Here is a 17,162-nt window from a genome sequence, read left to right on the forward strand (position 1 = left end):
TTGGTATTACCACTGGCGTCGACGTTTTGTATGAATATAACTAGCAATAAAGAAACCTAGCAATACACCACCCGCTAAGGTAACAGCGCCATATAAAAACATTTGCGCACTTCGTTCGCTTTGTAAGACTTGAACCTGAACAGAGAGATTATCATTTTTTAGCTGTAACTCTTGGTTCTGGGCTAGCGCTTCAAGGTTGGCATGTTCTAGCTGTTTTAAGCGAGATGCTTGATCTTGGACTAAGGCTTTGATTTTTGCGTCTTGCTGTTGCTTGTTCTTTGCGAGCTGTTCTGCTGTAAGTGGTTGTGTTGCAGTTGGTGCCGTCGTCGCTACTGTTTTGACTCCAGTTGTAGATGTTGGAGCTGGTTTAGCGGCTTGAGTTGAAGGCGCACTTGGGGAAGGAGTTGCTGGTGTCGCAGCAGGTTCAACTGCTCCAGCAGTTGAACATATCAAACACAAGCCAAGAAAGCTTTTGATTGCAAGCTGCATGCGATTACCCTTTTGGAAATGCTTTATTAAACGGTTTTACATCAACGTGAGCATAAATACCTTCTTTAAGAAATGGTTCTTCTTTTAACCATTCATCTAATGCTTCGCGACTGTCGAATTCAACAATCATGGTGCTACCATAGAAGCCTGCTTGCGGATCATTAGGATCTTTTGGCATAGCACCCGCTGTAACAAGGCGGCCTTCATCATCGAGTTTTTGTAAGCGTTCGATATGCTGAGGGCGTACTGCCAAGCGTTTTTCTAAAGTTCCTTCGTTATCGGTACAGCTTAGAACAAAAAAAGGCATGTAATCGTATCTCTATAATCAATCTGGAAGCACTTTAAGCGTCTGGTGACTTAAAATGTTTGCGTAAAATAATGAACTGAATAATGATAAATGAAAACATCACGATCATGTCACCAAATGCAGTAAATTCGCCCCAATATTTTCCACCGTGAAATAAAAATGCGAAGAATACATGCAGACAAGACATCACAACAAACATCGCAGCCCAAGCAAAATTGAGGTTTTTCCAACCTTTTTCACTCAAATCTAAAATAGGGTCAAATAAGCGTTGAATGAGTGGTTTACGGTCTTTACCAAACCAAGGTGAAACCAAGAATGCGCCTGCAAAAACTAAATTTAAAATCGCAGCTTTAAGACGAATATAGAAATCGTCACTTAACATGAGGGTGATACCACCAAAAATGACAGTCATAAACAATACAAACCACTGTTGTTTGTCAAGACGGAATTTTTGGAAAACGAATAGGGCACCATATACCACAAGCATTGAAATAATTAAGCCAGTCGTCGCTACAAGAATATTATTATTATCGGCACCACCAGCAGACCCGATCAGTTTCAGTAAAGGATGCTGGGTGTCAGTTGGATCAACTGTTTTATATAAATAGAAGAAAATAATTAATGGAACAAAGTCCAGAAGTGCTTTCATGTTAGAGTATCTGATCAGGTTTGGCGAATGGCATAGTATAAAAGATGCAAGGCATAGATTTACATACACATAGCAATATTTCTGATGGAACTTTGTCTCCGGAATTGCTGGTGCAAGCTGCTATTGATGTGAACTTGCATACGTTGGCTTTGACTGACCACGATACAATGGATGGGTTGCAGCGTGCAAAAATTGCTGCACAAGGCCATGATTTAAATATTATTTCTGGCGCAGAGATTTCTAGTCAATGGTCGCGCCCAACCACTAAGAAGAGTTATGGTGTACATATTGTTGCTTTAAATATGCAAGATGAAGCACCAATTTTAGAAGCATTAGAACAACAAAAAAGAATTAGAGCGCAAAGAGCTAAAGTGATTTGTGAGCTATTAGAAAAATGTATTGGTTTTCAGATTTATGATGATGTTCTTGCCAAAGTAGAAAATCAGGCGGATAGGGTAACAAGAACTCATATTGCTAAAACATTGGTCGAGAAAAATGTCGTGACTCGTCCTCAACAAGCATTTGATCGTTTCTTAAAAGAAGGAAAACGTGCTTTTGTAAAGTTTGAAGGACTAGGCTTAAAAGAAACCATTGATGTGATTCATCAAAGTAAAGGCTTCGCAGTATTAGCACATCCGACGCGTTATGATTTATCTGCAACCAACGTTCGTTATTTAATCGAATTGTTCGCAACTTCAGGTGGAGACGCAATTGAGTTACCTCCACCGATGGAACCTCTATCTACTCGCCAGATGATTGATCGAATGATTGAACAATATCAGTTGGCAGTTTCAATTGGCAGTGATTTTCATGGTGAAAATATGCCATGGATTAAACTCGGAAATACGCCTAAACTCACTGATAAGCAGTATGGGATTTGGGAACGTTTTGTTTAAACTCTTTACAGTAAGTTGTTATCTTGAGCCTGAATGGGTGGTGGAGTAGGTTTACCGAGCGTCCCTAATAGCTCAATCTCGATACTACGCACCATAGCATCTAGCGGTAAGTCATTACTTTGCGTACCGAAAGGCTCTTCAATTTCAGAGCTTAGAGCATCCAGACCCAAAAATGTGTATGCCAAAATTCCGACGAGTAAAGGTGTTGCTAATCCAAGCAATGACCCCAGACTAAACGGCAACATAAAACAGAAAAAATAGACTGTGCGGTTAAGCAAAACTGAATAGGCAAATGGAATGGGTGTATTGGCAATTCGGTCACAGCCAGTTTGTACGACGCTTAAGTCGGCAACATTTTTATTCATTTGTGCATAAATGATGTCAGAAATTTCACCTTCTTTAAGTGCCTGCAACAATTCCCAGTGAATGAGGCTGAGCGTGTACTGAGGGGCATTATTTTGTTGGTAGAGTTGAGTGAGTGCTTGCTGACTCATACCACTGGTTTGAATTAACTCAGTTGGGTTCGCCGTCTGACGACGTAAACGGTCACGCAATACATTAGCAAAAACAATCACATGTTGAATAACACGCTCACGGCGAGCTTGAGTTAAAATACGGCAGTCACGGTCAAAATGGCGTGACGTTGCAATCAAAACGCCCCATAATTTTCGAGCTTCCCACCAACGGTCATAACACGCAGTATTTTTAAATCCTAAAAAAATAGAAAGTACGACACCAATGAGCGTGAAGCCAACCAAAGGAATCTCTGGAAAGCGATAAAGATTGATGTATTCGACTCCACCAATGATTGCCGAGATCAGCATCACAACGCCTAGGGATGGCAAAATTTTAGGTAAAATTGTGCCTCGCCAAGAGAATAATACTTTGAAAATACTAGGCTGTTCCCGAACAATCATTTTATTTTAAACGTCGCTATTTTTGTTTTGATCTTCTAGGCTTAGTAGTACTTTGTCAATATCATTGAACTGATATTGTTGCTGGGTTGAGCAGTTGTTGTTCAGCAAAGGAAAAGCTCCCTTCTGGTGAGATAATAAAATGGTCAAGCAAACGAATTTCGACAAGCTGACAAGCCTGTTCAAGTTGCTGAGTTAAGGCAATATCTTCGGAAGACGGTTGTGGAGAACCAAAGGGATGATTGTGTGCAATAACGAGCTGGCAAGCATGTTGCTGTAAGGCATAGCGTAAGGTTTGATTGACCGAAACTGCGCAATGCTGAACTGAACCAAAGAATAGCTTTTTAAAATGAAGCTTTCTTAATTCGGGATCTAGGCACAAAACAGCAAAGACTTCTTGTTTTTCGCCTTTTAATTCATAGCGCAGATAATCCAACACTAAATCTGATGAATGGAGGCTGAGATTATTTGTCTGGAAGTGATGATCGAGATAACGCCGCCCCAGTTCTTTGACTGCCAGTAATTGTGAATATTTCGTTGCCCCAATGCCATTAAATTGAGTTAACTCACTAAATGAGGCATCAAACACGGCATTAAGATTACCGAAGTGCTGAATGAGTAAACGAGATAACTCGACTGCTGAATATTGCCGTGAACCTGAGCGAAGAAAAATCGCGAGTAGCTCAGCATCTGATAAACTTTGTGGACCTTGTTGTAATAACCGTTCTCTTGGCCGTTCTTGTTCAGGCCAATTTTTAATAGAAGTATTCATATTCCCCAACATTATTCGCTTAAAATTTTATTTTGTTTGCCCAATCAATCTTGGGTCTGCGCGTATTTAATGCTATTGTGAGCGCCACTGCAACAGAAAGGTATCCTGTTCGTGAGCTTTGATCTAAGCGTTATTCCTCATAAAAACATTGTTTTAGCTGTTACTGGCGGAATTGCTGCCTATAAAAGTGCCATCTTAGTCCGCCGCCTCAAAGATTATGGCTTTGACGTGCGAGTGGTGATGACACATGGTGCTCAGGCATTTATTACACCACTAACTTTTCAGGCTCTTTCTGGTAATCCTGTTCATACTGAACTTCTAGATCCTGCGGCTGAAGCGGGTATGGGTCATATTGAATTAGCACGTTGGGCTGATTTATTACTAGTTGCACCTGCAAGCTGTGACACATTGGCTAAATTTGCGAATGGTTTGGCAGATGATTTACTCAGTACAGTCTTTTTGGCAACAAAATCTGCTGTTTGGGTAGCTCCAGCGATGAACCAGCAAATGTGGGCTGCTAAAGCTACACAACGTAATTTGCAAACCTTGGTCGAAGATGGCGTACATGTAATTATGCCGGATGCGGGTGAGCAGGCATGTGGTGATGTTGGCTTAGGCCGTATGCCTGAGCCAGAAGAAATTGCTCGCCAAGTCGCTGGCTATTTCCATCAAGCTCAACGTGCCATCGCTGAGAAATTTGGGCTGTTGGCAGGTAAGCGTGTAGTTATTACTGCTGGGCCGACACGTGAAGCGATTGACCCTGTCCGTTATATATCAAACCATAGTACTGGAAAAATGGGTTTTGCTTTAGCCGCTGCTTGTTATGCTGCTGGTGCGCAAGTGACTCTGATTGCTGGACCTGTAAGTTTAGACACGCCAAATGGTGTTCAACGTGTAAATGTCGCCTCAGCACGACAAATGCTCGATGTCAGTATGAGTTCTCTAGAAACAGGCTGTGATATTTTTATTGCGACTGCAGCAGTTGCAGACTATCGCGTAGCAGAAGTTGCTGAGCATAAGATTAAGAAAGCAGGGGATGAGTTGAACGTTTCCCTGGTTAAAAATCCAGATATTGTGGCGACAATCGCAGATCAGGAAAAACGTCCATTTATGGTGGGCTTTGCAGCCGAAACGCAAAATGTTGAAGAATATGCGGCAGGTAAACTCGTTGCTAAAAAATTAGACATGATTGCCTGCAATGATGTATCACGTGCAGATATTGGATTTGCTTCTGATGAGAATGCGATGACAGTTTTCTTTGCTGAAAGCTATCACATGAAAAAGCGTGAGTTGGAGAAAGCATCTAAACAGGAAATTTCTCAACAATTGGTTGAAGCTATTTCGGATGCATTACGCCGTAAATAATTTTTGAATCAAATAAAAAAACCGCGAATGAATCGCGGTTTTTTATTTGTCTTGTTTTAGACAACTTAAGGAATTTCATCCTCAAATTCAGGCTTAACCTGAACAATGAAGTCTTGACGGTTAAGACCACGCCATAATGCAAATGCAGTACCGATATAAATCGAAGAATAAGTACCGACAAATACACCAACAAACATTGCCACAGAGAACCAGTGTAGACCATCACCACCTAAGAACATCATAGCTAGAACAACCAGCAATAAAGTCATTGAGGTATGAATGGTACGACGTAAAGTCTCAGTTAACGCAATATCGACGATTTCACGAGGAGTCGCACCGCGAATCTTACGGAAATTTTCACGAATACGGTCTGACACTACAATGTTATCGTTAAGCGAGAAACCAATAACAGCAAGTACCGCAGCTAACACTGTAAGGTCAAATGGCCATTGGAATAATGCAAAAGCACCAATAATAATGATGATGTCGTGGAATAAAGACATTACGGCACCCATCGCGAGTTTGAACTCAAAGCGGATGGTTACGTAGATCAACATTAAGATAAGTGCAAGTGCAACCGCGCCAGCAGAACGAACATAGAGCTCGTTACCAACCTGACCACCTACAGAGTCCACTTTATGAACTTCGGCAGCATTATTTGGTAATTGTACAGCCTTAGTGATTGCGTTATTAAGGTCTTCAACCTTAACTTCTTGTACTGGCATGCGCACAAGTAAGTCTTTATTACTACCTAAGGTTTGTACTACAGCATCTTTAAAACCAGCTTTATCGAGTGCCTGAATAACTTCAGACTGATTGGCTGGTTGAGCATAGTTAAGCTCAGCTGAAACACCACCTGTAAAGTCCAAACCGAGGTTAAGGCCTTTAGTCGCAATAAAGAAAATACTTGCCAAAGTAATAAGGATCGAGAAGATTGCTGCAGGTTTAGCAATCTTCATGAACGGGATGATTTTTGCATCATCCGGACGACCATATTGTTTTGAATCTTGTTGAGTCACTTTAGTCATCATCGATCTCCTTAAATGCTCAACTTTTTCAAATTACGGCGTTTACCATAAATGATTTGTACGATTGCACGAGTTACTGTAATTGCAGTAAACATCGAACAAATAATACCTATCATTAATGTCACGGCGAAACCTTTGATTGGGCCTGTACCAATTGCAAACAGAATGAATGCAACGAGGAACGTGGTTAAGTTCGAGTCAAAAATGGTGTTATAGGCTCGATCATAACCGGCCACAATGGCCTGTTTGGGTGAGGCCCCCCAGAGCATTTCTTCTCGGATACGCTCACATATCAATACGTTCGCATCGACCGCCATACCAATGGTAATAACGATACCGGCAATACCCGGTAAGGTGAGGGAAGCTCCAATCCATGACATCACGGTTAAAATCATTGCCAAGTTAAACACAAGAGCAAAGTTCGCGATTAAACCGAATACACGGAAGAAAACCACCATCCAGATTGCAACAAGCAAGAAGCCGATTTGAGTAGACAATACACCTTTATCAATGTTTTCTTGACCAAGGCTTGGACCTACTACACGCTCTTCAACAAAGTACATTGGCGCAGCCAAAGCACCAGCACGAAGCATTAATGCAAGTTCAGATGCTTCTTGAGGAGAACTTAAACCGGTAATACGGAAAGTCGAACCTAAAACAGCTTGAACTGTTGCAGCGTTAATGACTACAGACTCAGTGTATGGCGTACGAACTTCTGTTTGTGCACCAGTTTTTGGATCTGTGACATAGTTAATTTTTTGCTTGTTCTCGATGAACAATACCGCCATGCGTTTACCAACTGCATTACGGGTTGCATCGGACATCAGCTTACCGCCAGCGCTGTCGAGCGTGATATTTACTTCGGCACCGCCAGAGTCCTGACTAAAGCCAGAGCTTGCATTTTGAACACGCTCACCAGTCAAGATTCGGTTACGTTGCAACAAGAGCTGACGACCGCTATCTAAAGACTCATAAGCAAATACTTCTGTACCCGGAGGTAAAGGTTGACCATTATATTTACCCGTATATGGATCGATATATTGATCATTTAAGTCAGAAACTAAACGGAATTCGAGGTTCGCAGTACGCCCTAAAACACGTTTAGCTTCAGCTGTATCTTGTACACCCGGTAATTCAACAACAATACGGTTGCTACCCTGACTTTGTACCAATGCTTCTGCAACACCAAGTTCGTTAATACGATTACGTAATGTTGTTAAGTTCTGATTTACCGCATATGACTGAATTTCTTGGCGACGTACATCGGTATAAGTAAGCTTTAAAGTAGAACCTGTAGAGCTTGCTAATGCCTGTTGGGTATATTCATTCCCATTACGACGTAAAAAATCCATTGCTGCATCACGGTCAGCATTGTCAGCAAATTGAACAGTGATCACATTATTTGTTAATGCAAGACTGTTAAATTTGATCTTGTTTTCACGGAACTGACGACGCAAATCGGTGGCAGAGGTTTCCATACGTTGGGCAACGGCTTTGTCCATATCTACTTCAAGCAAGAAGTGGACACCACCACGTAAGTCCAAACCAAGTTTCATTGGTTTTGCCCCAATCTTTTGCAGCCATTCCGGTGTGGTTGGTGCAAGGTTTAGGGCGACAACATATTCATCACCTAAGTCACGACGTAATACTTCTTTTGCCTTTAACTGTGCTTCAGATGAACTGACACGCAATAGGGCAGCATTATTTGTAAAAGTATTGTCATGGCTCGCAATATTTGCTGTTTTTAAAATTTGCTCTGCTTTTTTCACCACACTTTGATCAATTTGGGTACCAGCTTTGGCACCGGAAATTTGAACAGCGGGCTCATCCGGATATAGACTAGGCAGTGCGTATAATGTACTGATTACCAGAACAACCAGAATCAGTAAATATTTCCATGCAGGGTAACGCATTCGCTTTCTTCTTAAATGAAAAAGCCGTGCTAAAGCACGACTGTTTTATGATTAAAGGTTATTTAGAGTGCCTTCAGGTAATACTGAAATTACGCTGGCACGCTGAATTTTTACTTCTACACCACGGCTCAGTTCAACAACTGCATAGTCACCTTCAATTTTGGTTACTTTGCCCATTAAACCGCCAGCGAAAACAACTTCACTACCAACACCTAAGCTCTCGATTAAAGAACGGTGTTCTTTAGCACGTTTTGCTTGAGGGCGCCAAATTAAGAAATAAAAGATTGCAACGAATACGACAATCATCAAGATGTTTGGCAAAATACCATTAGTTGGGCCAGCTGCCGGTGCTGCATGAGCAGCAGAAATTAAAAAGCTCATTTTGATTTCCTAAAGTTAAAAATATGAGTCAGATAACTGACATAATCCTAATTCGTTTTGCAATTTACCTTGTCTTGAGGTTGAGCGCAAATCTGGCTTATTCATCAACCGGACATGGTGGAACTTCTAAACCACGACGGGCATAAAAGTCCTGAACAAATTCATCAAATGTGCCATTGTCTAATGCATCACGCATACTTTCAGTCAAACGTTGGTAATAACGTAAGTTATGAATAGTACCGAGCATAGATGCCAACATTTCTCCACATTTTTCAAGGTGGAATAGATAAGCACGGGTAAAGTTCTTACAAGTGTAGCAATCGCAATGTGGATCGAGCGGGCTCTGGTCATGGCGATATTTGCTATTACGAATACGTACCAGACCATCAGTGACAAAATAATGACCGTTTCGAGCATTACGAGTCGGCATTACACAGTCGAACATATCGACACCGCGGCGCACCGCTTCAACGATATCTTCTGGTTTACCAACGCCCATCAAATAACGCGGTTTGTCATGTGGCATTTTATTTGGTAGATAATCTAAAACTTTGATCATCTCTTCTTTAGGTTCACCTACAGATAAACCGCCAATTGCGTAACCGTCAAAGCCGATTTCTAAAAGGCCATTTAAAGACTCATCGCGTAAGTCTTCATACATGCCACCTTGAATAATGCCAAATAACGCATTGTGATTTTTGAGCTCATCATGATGATGGGTTTTACAACGTTTTGCCCAGCGTAAAGAAAGCTGCAATGATTTTTGAGCTTCTTCATGTGTCGCAGGGTAAGGCGTACACTCATCAAAAATCATCACGATGTCAGAGTTCAAGACCTGCTGAATTTCCATAGAAATTTCAGGCGATAAAAACACTTTTGAACCATCAATCGGTGAGCGGAAAGTAACACCTTCCTCTTTGATTTTGCGCATTGCGCCAAGACTAAAAACCTGGAAACCGCCAGAGTCAGTCAAAATTGGCTTATTCCATTTAATAAAGTCATGCAAACCACCGTGTTCTTTAATCACTTCAAGACCCGGACGCAAATATAAATGGAACGTATTTCCTAAAATAATTTGTGCCTGAATGTCTTCGATGTCACGAGGTAACATGCCTTTGACTGTGCCGTAAGTCCCCACTGGCATAAAAACAGGTGTTTCAACAACACCATGTTCTAAAGTTAAACGACCACGACGGGCACGACCCGACTGACCTAATTTTTCAAACTTCATTTAAAAATCCTGAACAATAGCAAGCAATGCCTTAGGGCAGTGCAAGGGCGAAAAAACAGTTCGCTGCTAAAAAGAGGGCTATTTTCCTTGATTCTGCGACGCAGTTCTACTACTAAATGTAGCCGTTATATAAAAAGGTGGGAGAAACTAAGGATAGATTTTATGGCATAGATATTTTAATGAAGGAAATATCTAAAATTCAGACTTATAAAAATTATAATCGGCTTGGTAAAGCTAATCGATATTGCTAAATATATACGTTCTTTCATAGAGAACGTATATAGATGATTAACAATATCGATCAGAATTTAATTTTTAAACTTCTAGCTTATCAATCAGCATTGCATCGCCATAGCTAAAGAAACGATAGCGGCTTTTAACTGCATGTTCATAGGCAGCCAAAATGTTGTCTCGATTTGATAGTGCAGATACCAACATGAGCAGGGTAGACTCTGGTAAATGGAAGTTAGTAATTAAACGGTCTACGATGCAGAACTCATAACCTGGATAGATAAAGATTTGTGTGTCGCCCGTCCAAGCTGCAATTTTACCGCCATGAGCTTGAGCTGCACTTTCTAAAGCACGTGTCGCGGTTGTACCCACAGCAATCACTTTATTGCCACGTGCTTTAGTCGCCAAAATTAAATCAATAGTTTCTTGAGGAACATCACACCATTCACTGTGCATGACATGATTGGTAATGTCATCAGTACGAACAGGCATGAAGGTGCCAGCACCGACATGTAAAGTCACAAAAGATTTTTGAACATTTTTTTGCTCTAACTTTGCAAGTAACTCTTCGTCAAAGTGCAAGCTTGCAGTAGGAGCGGCAACACTGGCAATTTTTTCGGGATTATGGAAAACCGTTTGATAGCGTTCAGTATCAATTTCTTCTGCTTCACGGTTAAAGTAAGGCGGAATAGGTAACTGACCATATTGCTCAAGTACAGGCAAGATGGGCTGTGAAAACTCAACCACAAATAAATTTTCGTGACGACCACGAACAATCACAGGAATGTTATCTGCACCAACAAAAAGCTCAGCATCTGCTTTAGGTGAGTTGCTCGATTTAATATGACAATACGCTGTAGTGTGGTTCAGCATGCGCTCAACCAAAATCTCAATAGCACCGCCTGTAGAACGCTTTCCTTTAAGTCGAGCTTTCATGACCTTGGTGTCATTAAGCACCAACAAATCACCTTCTTCGAACAGATCGATAATGTCTGTGAACATGTGATCGTGATATTGACCCTTTGAATCTAGGTGCAACAACCGCGAAGCACTACGTGATTCGAGAGGGTAACGGGCAATAAGTTCATCAGGTAATTCAAAGGAAAAGTCAGACAGTTGCATATTTAGAAAAAACACCGCAAAAATTGGGCCTAGTATAAACTTTTTCGCTTTTTTATGGCTGTGCTTCTGACCTAAATCATGAAAAATGTTTAAATGATCTAAAAGTGAACGATAATATTCACTTAGGGTTTGACAAGTTTTACAAACGCGCTAATATACGCAACACAAACATACTTCCTCTCCCGAGGTGGTGAAATTGGTAGACGCGGCGGACTCAAAATCCGCTGTCAGAGATGACGTGTCGGTTCGAGTCCGACCCTCGGGACCATATTCAGAATCGTAAGATTCTACGAAAACCCCTAAGTTAACGGCTTAGGGGGTTTTTGTTGGGTATAAAAAAGTGGATAGAGCTTAAGAAATTATTATTTGATCCCGAGGGTCGGACTCGAATTTCTAGCTATAAATTTAGAGCTTATAAAAATCTTTCATTTTTTAAGCTCAAGAAGTTCTTCTTTAAATACCAAACATGTTTGATAAAAGCGAAACTGAGTAAGAATCTAAGCTCTTATTCAAAATAATATTTTTTGACCATCTCTTACGAGTATTCCGAACTCGTATTTCTAACATCTTACAACTCTTTACCTTCAAACATTTGTTGTATTTTCCTCAAGCATACCCACTTTATGTATCTGAAAACCTTTAATTGAAACTTCACATTTCTATTTTGAAAAGAACGTTGCTCTTTTAATGTACTGTGTTAAAGTTTGTAGTAGATCATAATGATTATAAGTACATTTCTTGAGAGCGGTTCCGACCAAAAACGACATAATCTGTGAGGCGGGCAATGACATTCCAACGTTTAGAACTAAATCAGGTTGAGCAGTTAAGTGCTTGTAGGATATCTCTGTTGCTTGGATTAAATGCCGAGCAGAACTACATCGAGCAATTTTTCCGGTTTAGTCTTCGTCTTTTGAATTGTAAAAAAGCCTTATTGACTTTTAATCAGGAACCCTACTTTTGGCACCGTTGCCCTGAAGGCATGACCGCCATTTCATTTAAACCATCAAAGCATTTAAAACAGTGCTTCGCCAAACAACAGATTATTAATCACTTACATCCCTCATATCAAAATTTAATCAACTATTTAAAAGAATTAAATATTGAGTGCAGCAGGGCACTGGCCGTGCATCTTTTACACCCTGATAAAACCTCGATGGGTTTTGCTGTCTTTTTTGATGACGATGCGGCAACATTTGAAGATGACGATATTCAATTACTGCTCGATTATTGTTCTACTTTTATGCAGCAAGTCGAATTGAAGTTTAACTATGAAGAGCTAAATGAACTTTATGAACAACAAGTTGCGATTAATTCGAGTAAGACAAAATTTTTCTCGATTATCTCACATGACTTACGGGCACCCTTTCATGGCTTGCTTGGATTTTCTGAAGTACTTGCCAAAGAGCGTGAAACCTTAGATGAATCTAGTATTCAAAATATTGCAGATTATTTATACGACACCTCACAATCGACCTATAACTTACTTGAGAGCTTACTGACATGGGCGATGGCAGAGGGTGGGCGTTTTGTCTATCACCCGATTAACTTTAAACTTAGACAAGTCAGCAATATCGTTTGCGATGTATTGCACACATTAGCTTTAAAGAAAAATATTGAACTAGTTAATGGTGTTCCAGATGATTTAAACATCTACGCCGATATCAATATGATGACCTCTGTAATTCAGAACTTGGTGTCAAATGCTCTGAAATTTACCGACGTTGATGGATCAGGCAAAGTCTTTATTGAAGCTCAACAAGCGGATGCAAATGTAGAAATTACTGTTCGAGACACAGGTCTGGGTATGACCGAGCAACAAATGGCAAATTTATTCCATCCACGTATTACTGCAAGCTTTAAAGGCACTGCAGGGGAAAAAGGTGCTGGTTTAGGTTTGAGTCTTTGCAAGCGTTTTGTCGAGATTAATCAGGGGCAAATTACTGTTAGCTCCAAAGAAGGGGTAGGAACGACATTTAAGGTTCTATTACCTTCAGCTCAAGAAAGTCATGAGGTGCATACCGAACATCATTCTTCATCAGAAGCAAAATTAGTCTAATCCCTTTTCCTAATACTACTCGAACTGCTATAACTAAAAACAGAGTACGAGGAAAAGAGCTTTTTATATGAATGCGGAGCAGTTACAAAAAACATTGCGTGCCAGCCAGTACGCAGAACAAGTTTTAGGTTTGCATCAAGCTGTTTTAGAACAAGATTATCAAATAGATCAATTTACTGCACCGCTCTCGACCGAACAGATTTACCAATTTGTACAGACCACGCTAGATGGGATTGGTGATGAAACGCTTTGGATGCGCGGAATGCGCATTTTACGTAGCCGTTTAATGTTCCGCTGGATTTGGCAGGATGCCAATCAGCTTACCGATGTTGTCACACTTACTCGCGAACTTTCTGATTTTGCAGATGCCAGTATCTGTGCTGCAAAAGATTTTGCACGTGTAGCACTTGTGGCGAAACACGGTGAACCTGTGAGTTACTCTGGCAAAGTTCAAGATTTGATTGTTGTTGCCATGGGTAAACTTGGTGCTCAAGAGCTTAACTTGTCGAGTGATATCGACTTAATTTTTGCCTTTGATGAGCAAGGTGAAACCAACGGTCGCAAATGTATTGATGTACAGCAGTTCTGTATTTTGTGGGGACAAAAACTCATTTATTTGCTTGAACACATTACTGCCGAAGGTTTTGTGTTTAGAGTTGATATGCGTTTACGTCCTTGGGGGGATGGCTCGGCATTAGCGATTAGTCATGCCGCTTTAGAAAAATATTTAAGTCAACATGGCCGTGAGTGGGAACGTTATGCGTGGATTAAAGCCCGTTTAGTGACTGGAGGTAAAGAAGGGCAGGATTTGTTAGAAATGACACGTCCTTTTGTATTCCGCCGTTATGTCGATTACACCGCTTTTGCTGCTATGCGTGACATGAAAGCGATGATCGAGCGTGAAGTGTTACGTCGTCATATTGAGGATGATATTAAACTTGGGGCGGGTGGTATTCGCGAAATTGAGTTTATTGTTCAGGTCTTTCAGCTTATTTACGGCGGTTCTAAACGTGAGTTACAAGACCGTCAATGTTTAGTCAGTCTTGAGCACATTGGGGAAGCTGGCTTATTAGAAAGACAAGCTGTATTAGAGCTTGAAGATGCTTACCTATTCTTACGCCGTGTTGAACATGCAATTCAAGCTCTCAACGATCAGCAAACCCAATTATTACCAGAAGAATTGGACTTAAGACAACGCATTATAGATACCTTAGGTTTTACGAGCTGGAATGAGTTTCTCTGTGTTCTTAATGAAAAACGTCAAAAGGTAAAAGTTCAATTTAAGCAACTGATTGAAGATACCAGTTCTAATGCCGCAACTGAAAATTTTGGGCAGTTAGAGCAGCAATTAGATGAAGTGCTGGATGACAATGCGAAAAATCTGATTCATGAGTTTTGGCATGGTCATGCACTTAAAAAACTTCCTTCAAATGCTGTGCAGCGTTTAAAAACGTTTTGGCCTCATTTAATTGAAGCGATCTTACAGTCTGAACAACCACAAACTGCATTATTGCGTTTAATGCCACTGATTGAATCAGTCATGCGTCGAACCGTGTATTTGGTGATGTTGATTGAAAGTAAAGGCGCATTGCAACGCTTAGTGAAAATGGCGACGGTGAGTCCGTGGATTTGTGAAGAGCTAACGCAATATCCAGTACTGCTGGATGAGTTCTTATCGATGGATTTCGAGTTGCCAAAGCGTAAGGACTTAGAAGACTCATTACGTCAGCAGTTACTTCGTATTGAGATTGATCAGGTCGAAGACCAAATGCGAGCACTTCGCCTGTTTAAAAAGAGCAATGTGTTAACTGTTGCTGCAAGTGATGTGTTAGCTGAAAGTCCATTAATGAAAGTCTCTGATGCATTGACTGATATTGCTGAAGTCAGTGTAAACGCAACTCTCCATTTAGCTTATCAGACCGTGGCGAAGCGTCATGGTTACCCATGTGATGTTGATGGGAAACGCTGTTCACTCGATTATAAAGCTTTTGCTGTTATTGGTTATGGCAAGGTGGGTGGCATTGAGCTGGGCTATGGTTCTGACTTAGACCTCGTCTTTATTCATTACTTAGATGAACAAGCTGATACGGATGGAACCAAGTCAATTAGTGGCTTTGAATTCGCTATGCGTGTTGCCCAAAAGTTTATGTCTTTGATGACTACGCAAACGCTAGATGGTCGTGTCTATGAAATTGATACACGCTTAAGACCTTCAGGTGAAGCAGGTTTATTGGTAACAAGCCTGAAAGCCTATGAACACTATCAGTTGAAAAGTGCATGGCTTTGGGAACATCAGGCATTAGTACGTGCCCGCTCTATTGCAGGTGATGAGGTGCTTTGCCAGAAATTTGAAATATTTCGACGCGAGATATTGACTCAATCTAGAGATGAGGCTTATGTTCGTGAAGAAGTGTTGAAAATGCGTCAGAAAATGAAAGACCACCTAGGTTCGTCTTCTGAACAAAAAAAACATGGTATTTTTCATTTAAAACAGGACGCAGGTGGTATCGTCGATATCGAATTTATGGCACAGTATGCTGTACTTGCATGGAGCGGGACGAAACCCGATCTCGCCCATTATTCTGATAATGTAAGAATATTAGAAGATGCTGCTAAAGCAGACTGCTTATCCAGTGAAGATGCCACAGCATTAATTCGAGCCTATCTTAGTGAACGTGCCGAAAGCCACCGTTTAGCCCTTGCAAATCAATCCATGCAAGTCAGCGCAGCGGACTGGCGTAGTACCCGTGCGGTCGTTTGCAATTTATGGCAAAGATTAATAGACCCAACCGCTTCGGTTGAGTTGGATAGTGAATGATTTTATAACAATTTGGAGTGTTCCATGAATTTGGCTGATCGTGATGGTTTTATTTGGCAAGATGGAAAATTAATTGATTGGCGTGATGCAAAGATTCACGTTTTAACCCATACTTTACACTACAGTATGGGCGTATTTGAGGGTGTTCGTGCTTATGAAACGCCTAAAGGTACAGCCATTTTCCGTCTTCAAGACCACACAAAACGTTTGTTAAATTCAGCAAAAATTTATCAAATGAAAGTGCCGTATGATCAAGCAACGCTTGAACAAGCACAAATCGATGTTGTTCGTGAAAATAAATTAGCTTCTTGCTATTTACGCCCTTTGATCTGGATCGGTTCAGAGAAACTAGGTATTGCAGCAACAAATAACACAATTCATGCTGCTGTTGCTGCGTGGGCGTGGGGTGCATACCTTGGTGATGAAGCGATGGCGAAAGGTATTCGCGTAAAAACTTCATCATTTACTCACCATCATCCAAACGTGACCATGTGTAAAGCAAAAGCATCTGGTAACTACACGTTGTCAATTCTTGCTCACCAAGAAGTTGCACACTCAGGTTACGATGAAGCAATGCTCATGGACCCACAAGGTTATGTATGCCAAGGTTCAGGTGAAAACGTATTCTTGATTAAAGATGGCGTTTTACACACTCCAGATATCGCTGGCGGTGCACTTGACGGTATTACACGTCAAACTGTGATGACAATCGCTAGAGATCTTGGTTACCAAGTTGTTGAGCGCCGTATTACACGTGACGAATTCTATATTGCAGACGAAGCATTCTTCACAGGTACTGCTGCTGAAGTAACACCAATTCGTGAATACGATGACCGTCCAATCGGTTCGGGTACTCGTGGCCCAATTACCACTGAAATCCAAAAAACTTACTTTGATGCGGTTCAAGGTAGAAATCCGAAATATGAACACTGGTTAACTTACGTAAAATAAGTTAATCCGTTAACATAAAAAGGCGAACTTCGGTTTCGC

At 40.9% G+C, this 17,162-nt stretch carries 15 protein-coding genes and 1 tRNA gene; 6 read left to right on the forward strand and 10 right to left on the reverse strand.

Annotated elements, in window-relative coordinates; translation table 11 throughout:
* Positions 1-6 precede the first annotated feature (6 nt).
* From J655_RS16095 to J655_RS16105, 3 genes are read right to left on the reverse strand one after another with little or no spacing between them, the layout of a single operon-like run.
* Positions 7-489 (reverse strand): hypothetical protein, encoded by a 483-nt coding sequence (locus tag J655_RS16095; RefSeq protein WP_005064163.1) that lies wholly within the window; start codon positions 487-489, stop codon positions 7-9.
* A 4-nt stretch (positions 490-493) separates the two neighbouring features.
* Entirely contained in the window at positions 494-796 is a 303-nt protein-coding gene (locus J655_RS16100) for a YciI family protein (protein ID WP_002116400.1), read from the reverse strand.
* A gap of 34 nt (positions 797-830) precedes the next feature.
* Positions 831-1,445: a septation protein IspZ gene (locus J655_RS16105; protein ID WP_005064166.1), complete on the reverse strand. Its 615-nt coding sequence runs from the start codon at positions 1,443-1,445 to the stop codon at positions 831-833.
* Positions 1,446-1,489: 44 nt separating this feature from the next.
* Between J655_RS16105 and J655_RS16110 the strand changes: the two genes are divergently transcribed.
* Complete coding sequence (locus J655_RS16110) at positions 1,490-2,341, forward strand: PHP domain-containing protein (RefSeq protein WP_014207649.1); 852 nt, start codon at positions 1,490-1,492, stop codon at positions 2,339-2,341.
* Positions 2,342-2,346: 5 nt separating this feature from the next.
* Here J655_RS16110 and J655_RS16115 read toward each other — a convergent pair whose 3' ends face one another.
* On the reverse strand, positions 2,347-3,258 hold the full coding sequence (locus tag J655_RS16115) for a bestrophin family protein (protein WP_005064169.1): 912 nt from the start codon (positions 3,256-3,258) through the stop codon (positions 2,347-2,349).
* Between the two features lie 61 nt (positions 3,259-3,319).
* Entirely contained in the window at positions 3,320-4,039 is a 720-nt protein-coding gene (gene radC, locus J655_RS16120) for a RadC family protein (RefSeq protein WP_014207648.1), read from the reverse strand.
* 99 nt (positions 4,040-4,138) lie between these two features.
* On the opposite strand from radC, the gene coaBC reads away from it, so the two are divergent.
* On the forward strand, positions 4,139-5,392 hold the full coding sequence (gene coaBC / locus J655_RS16125; RefSeq protein ID WP_032007397.1) for a bifunctional phosphopantothenoylcysteine decarboxylase/phosphopantothenate--cysteine ligase CoaBC: 1,254 nt from the start codon (positions 4,139-4,141) through the stop codon (positions 5,390-5,392).
* A 65-nt stretch (positions 5,393-5,457) separates the two neighbouring features.
* On the opposite strand, the gene secF is transcribed toward coaBC, so the two are convergent.
* The 5 genes from secF to queA all read right to left on the reverse strand — a co-directional run bounded on the left by secF (position 5,458) and on the right by queA (position 11,298).
* Positions 5,458-6,423: a protein translocase subunit SecF gene (gene secF, locus J655_RS16130; protein ID WP_014207646.1), complete on the reverse strand. Its 966-nt coding sequence runs from the start codon at positions 6,421-6,423 to the stop codon at positions 5,458-5,460.
* 8 nt (positions 6,424-6,431) lie between these two features.
* Positions 6,432-8,333: a protein translocase subunit SecD gene (gene secD / locus J655_RS16135; RefSeq protein WP_002116237.1), complete on the reverse strand. Its 1,902-nt coding sequence runs from the start codon at positions 8,331-8,333 to the stop codon at positions 6,432-6,434.
* Positions 8,334-8,384: 51 nt separating this feature from the next.
* Complete coding sequence (yajC, locus tag J655_RS16140; RefSeq protein WP_002116168.1) at positions 8,385-8,714, reverse strand: preprotein translocase subunit YajC; 330 nt, start codon at positions 8,712-8,714, stop codon at positions 8,385-8,387.
* Between the two features lie 97 nt (positions 8,715-8,811).
* Positions 8,812-9,945 (reverse strand): tRNA guanosine(34) transglycosylase Tgt, encoded by a 1,134-nt coding sequence (gene tgt, locus J655_RS16145; RefSeq protein WP_032007395.1) that lies wholly within the window; start codon positions 9,943-9,945, stop codon positions 8,812-8,814.
* 315 nt (positions 9,946-10,260) lie between these two features.
* A complete protein-coding gene (gene queA / locus J655_RS16150; RefSeq protein ID WP_014207644.1) occupies positions 10,261-11,298 on the reverse strand; it encodes a tRNA preQ1(34) S-adenosylmethionine ribosyltransferase-isomerase QueA in 1,038 nt (345 codons plus the stop codon).
* Positions 11,299-11,479: 181 nt separating this feature from the next.
* On the opposite strand from queA, the gene J655_RS16155 reads away from it, so the two are divergent.
* The 4 genes from J655_RS16155 (at position 11,480) to J655_RS16170 (ending at position 17,123) form a co-directional block, all read left to right on the forward strand.
* A tRNA-Leu gene (locus tag J655_RS16155) sits at positions 11,480-11,566 on the forward strand.
* A gap of 516 nt (positions 11,567-12,082) precedes the next feature.
* Positions 12,083-13,354 carry a sensor histidine kinase gene (locus J655_RS16160; protein ID WP_014207643.1) on the forward strand — a complete coding sequence of 424 codons (1,272 nt, stop codon included), beginning with the start codon at positions 12,083-12,085 and terminating at the stop codon, positions 13,352-13,354.
* Positions 13,355-13,421: 67 nt separating this feature from the next.
* Positions 13,422-16,172, forward strand: coding sequence for a bifunctional [glutamate--ammonia ligase]-adenylyl-L-tyrosine phosphorylase/[glutamate--ammonia-ligase] adenylyltransferase (glnE, locus tag J655_RS16165; RefSeq protein ID WP_032052658.1), 2,751 nt, complete (start codon positions 13,422-13,424; stop codon positions 16,170-16,172).
* Between the two features lie 24 nt (positions 16,173-16,196).
* On the forward strand, positions 16,197-17,123 hold the full coding sequence (locus J655_RS16170) for a branched-chain amino acid transaminase (protein ID WP_004705670.1): 927 nt from the start codon (positions 16,197-16,199) through the stop codon (positions 17,121-17,123).
* The last annotated feature ends 39 nt before the right edge of the window (positions 17,124-17,162 follow it).

This window comes from Acinetobacter sp. 1294243, assembly GCF_000588015.1.
GTDB classification, from domain to species: domain Bacteria; phylum Pseudomonadota; class Gammaproteobacteria; order Pseudomonadales; family Moraxellaceae; genus Acinetobacter; species Acinetobacter pittii.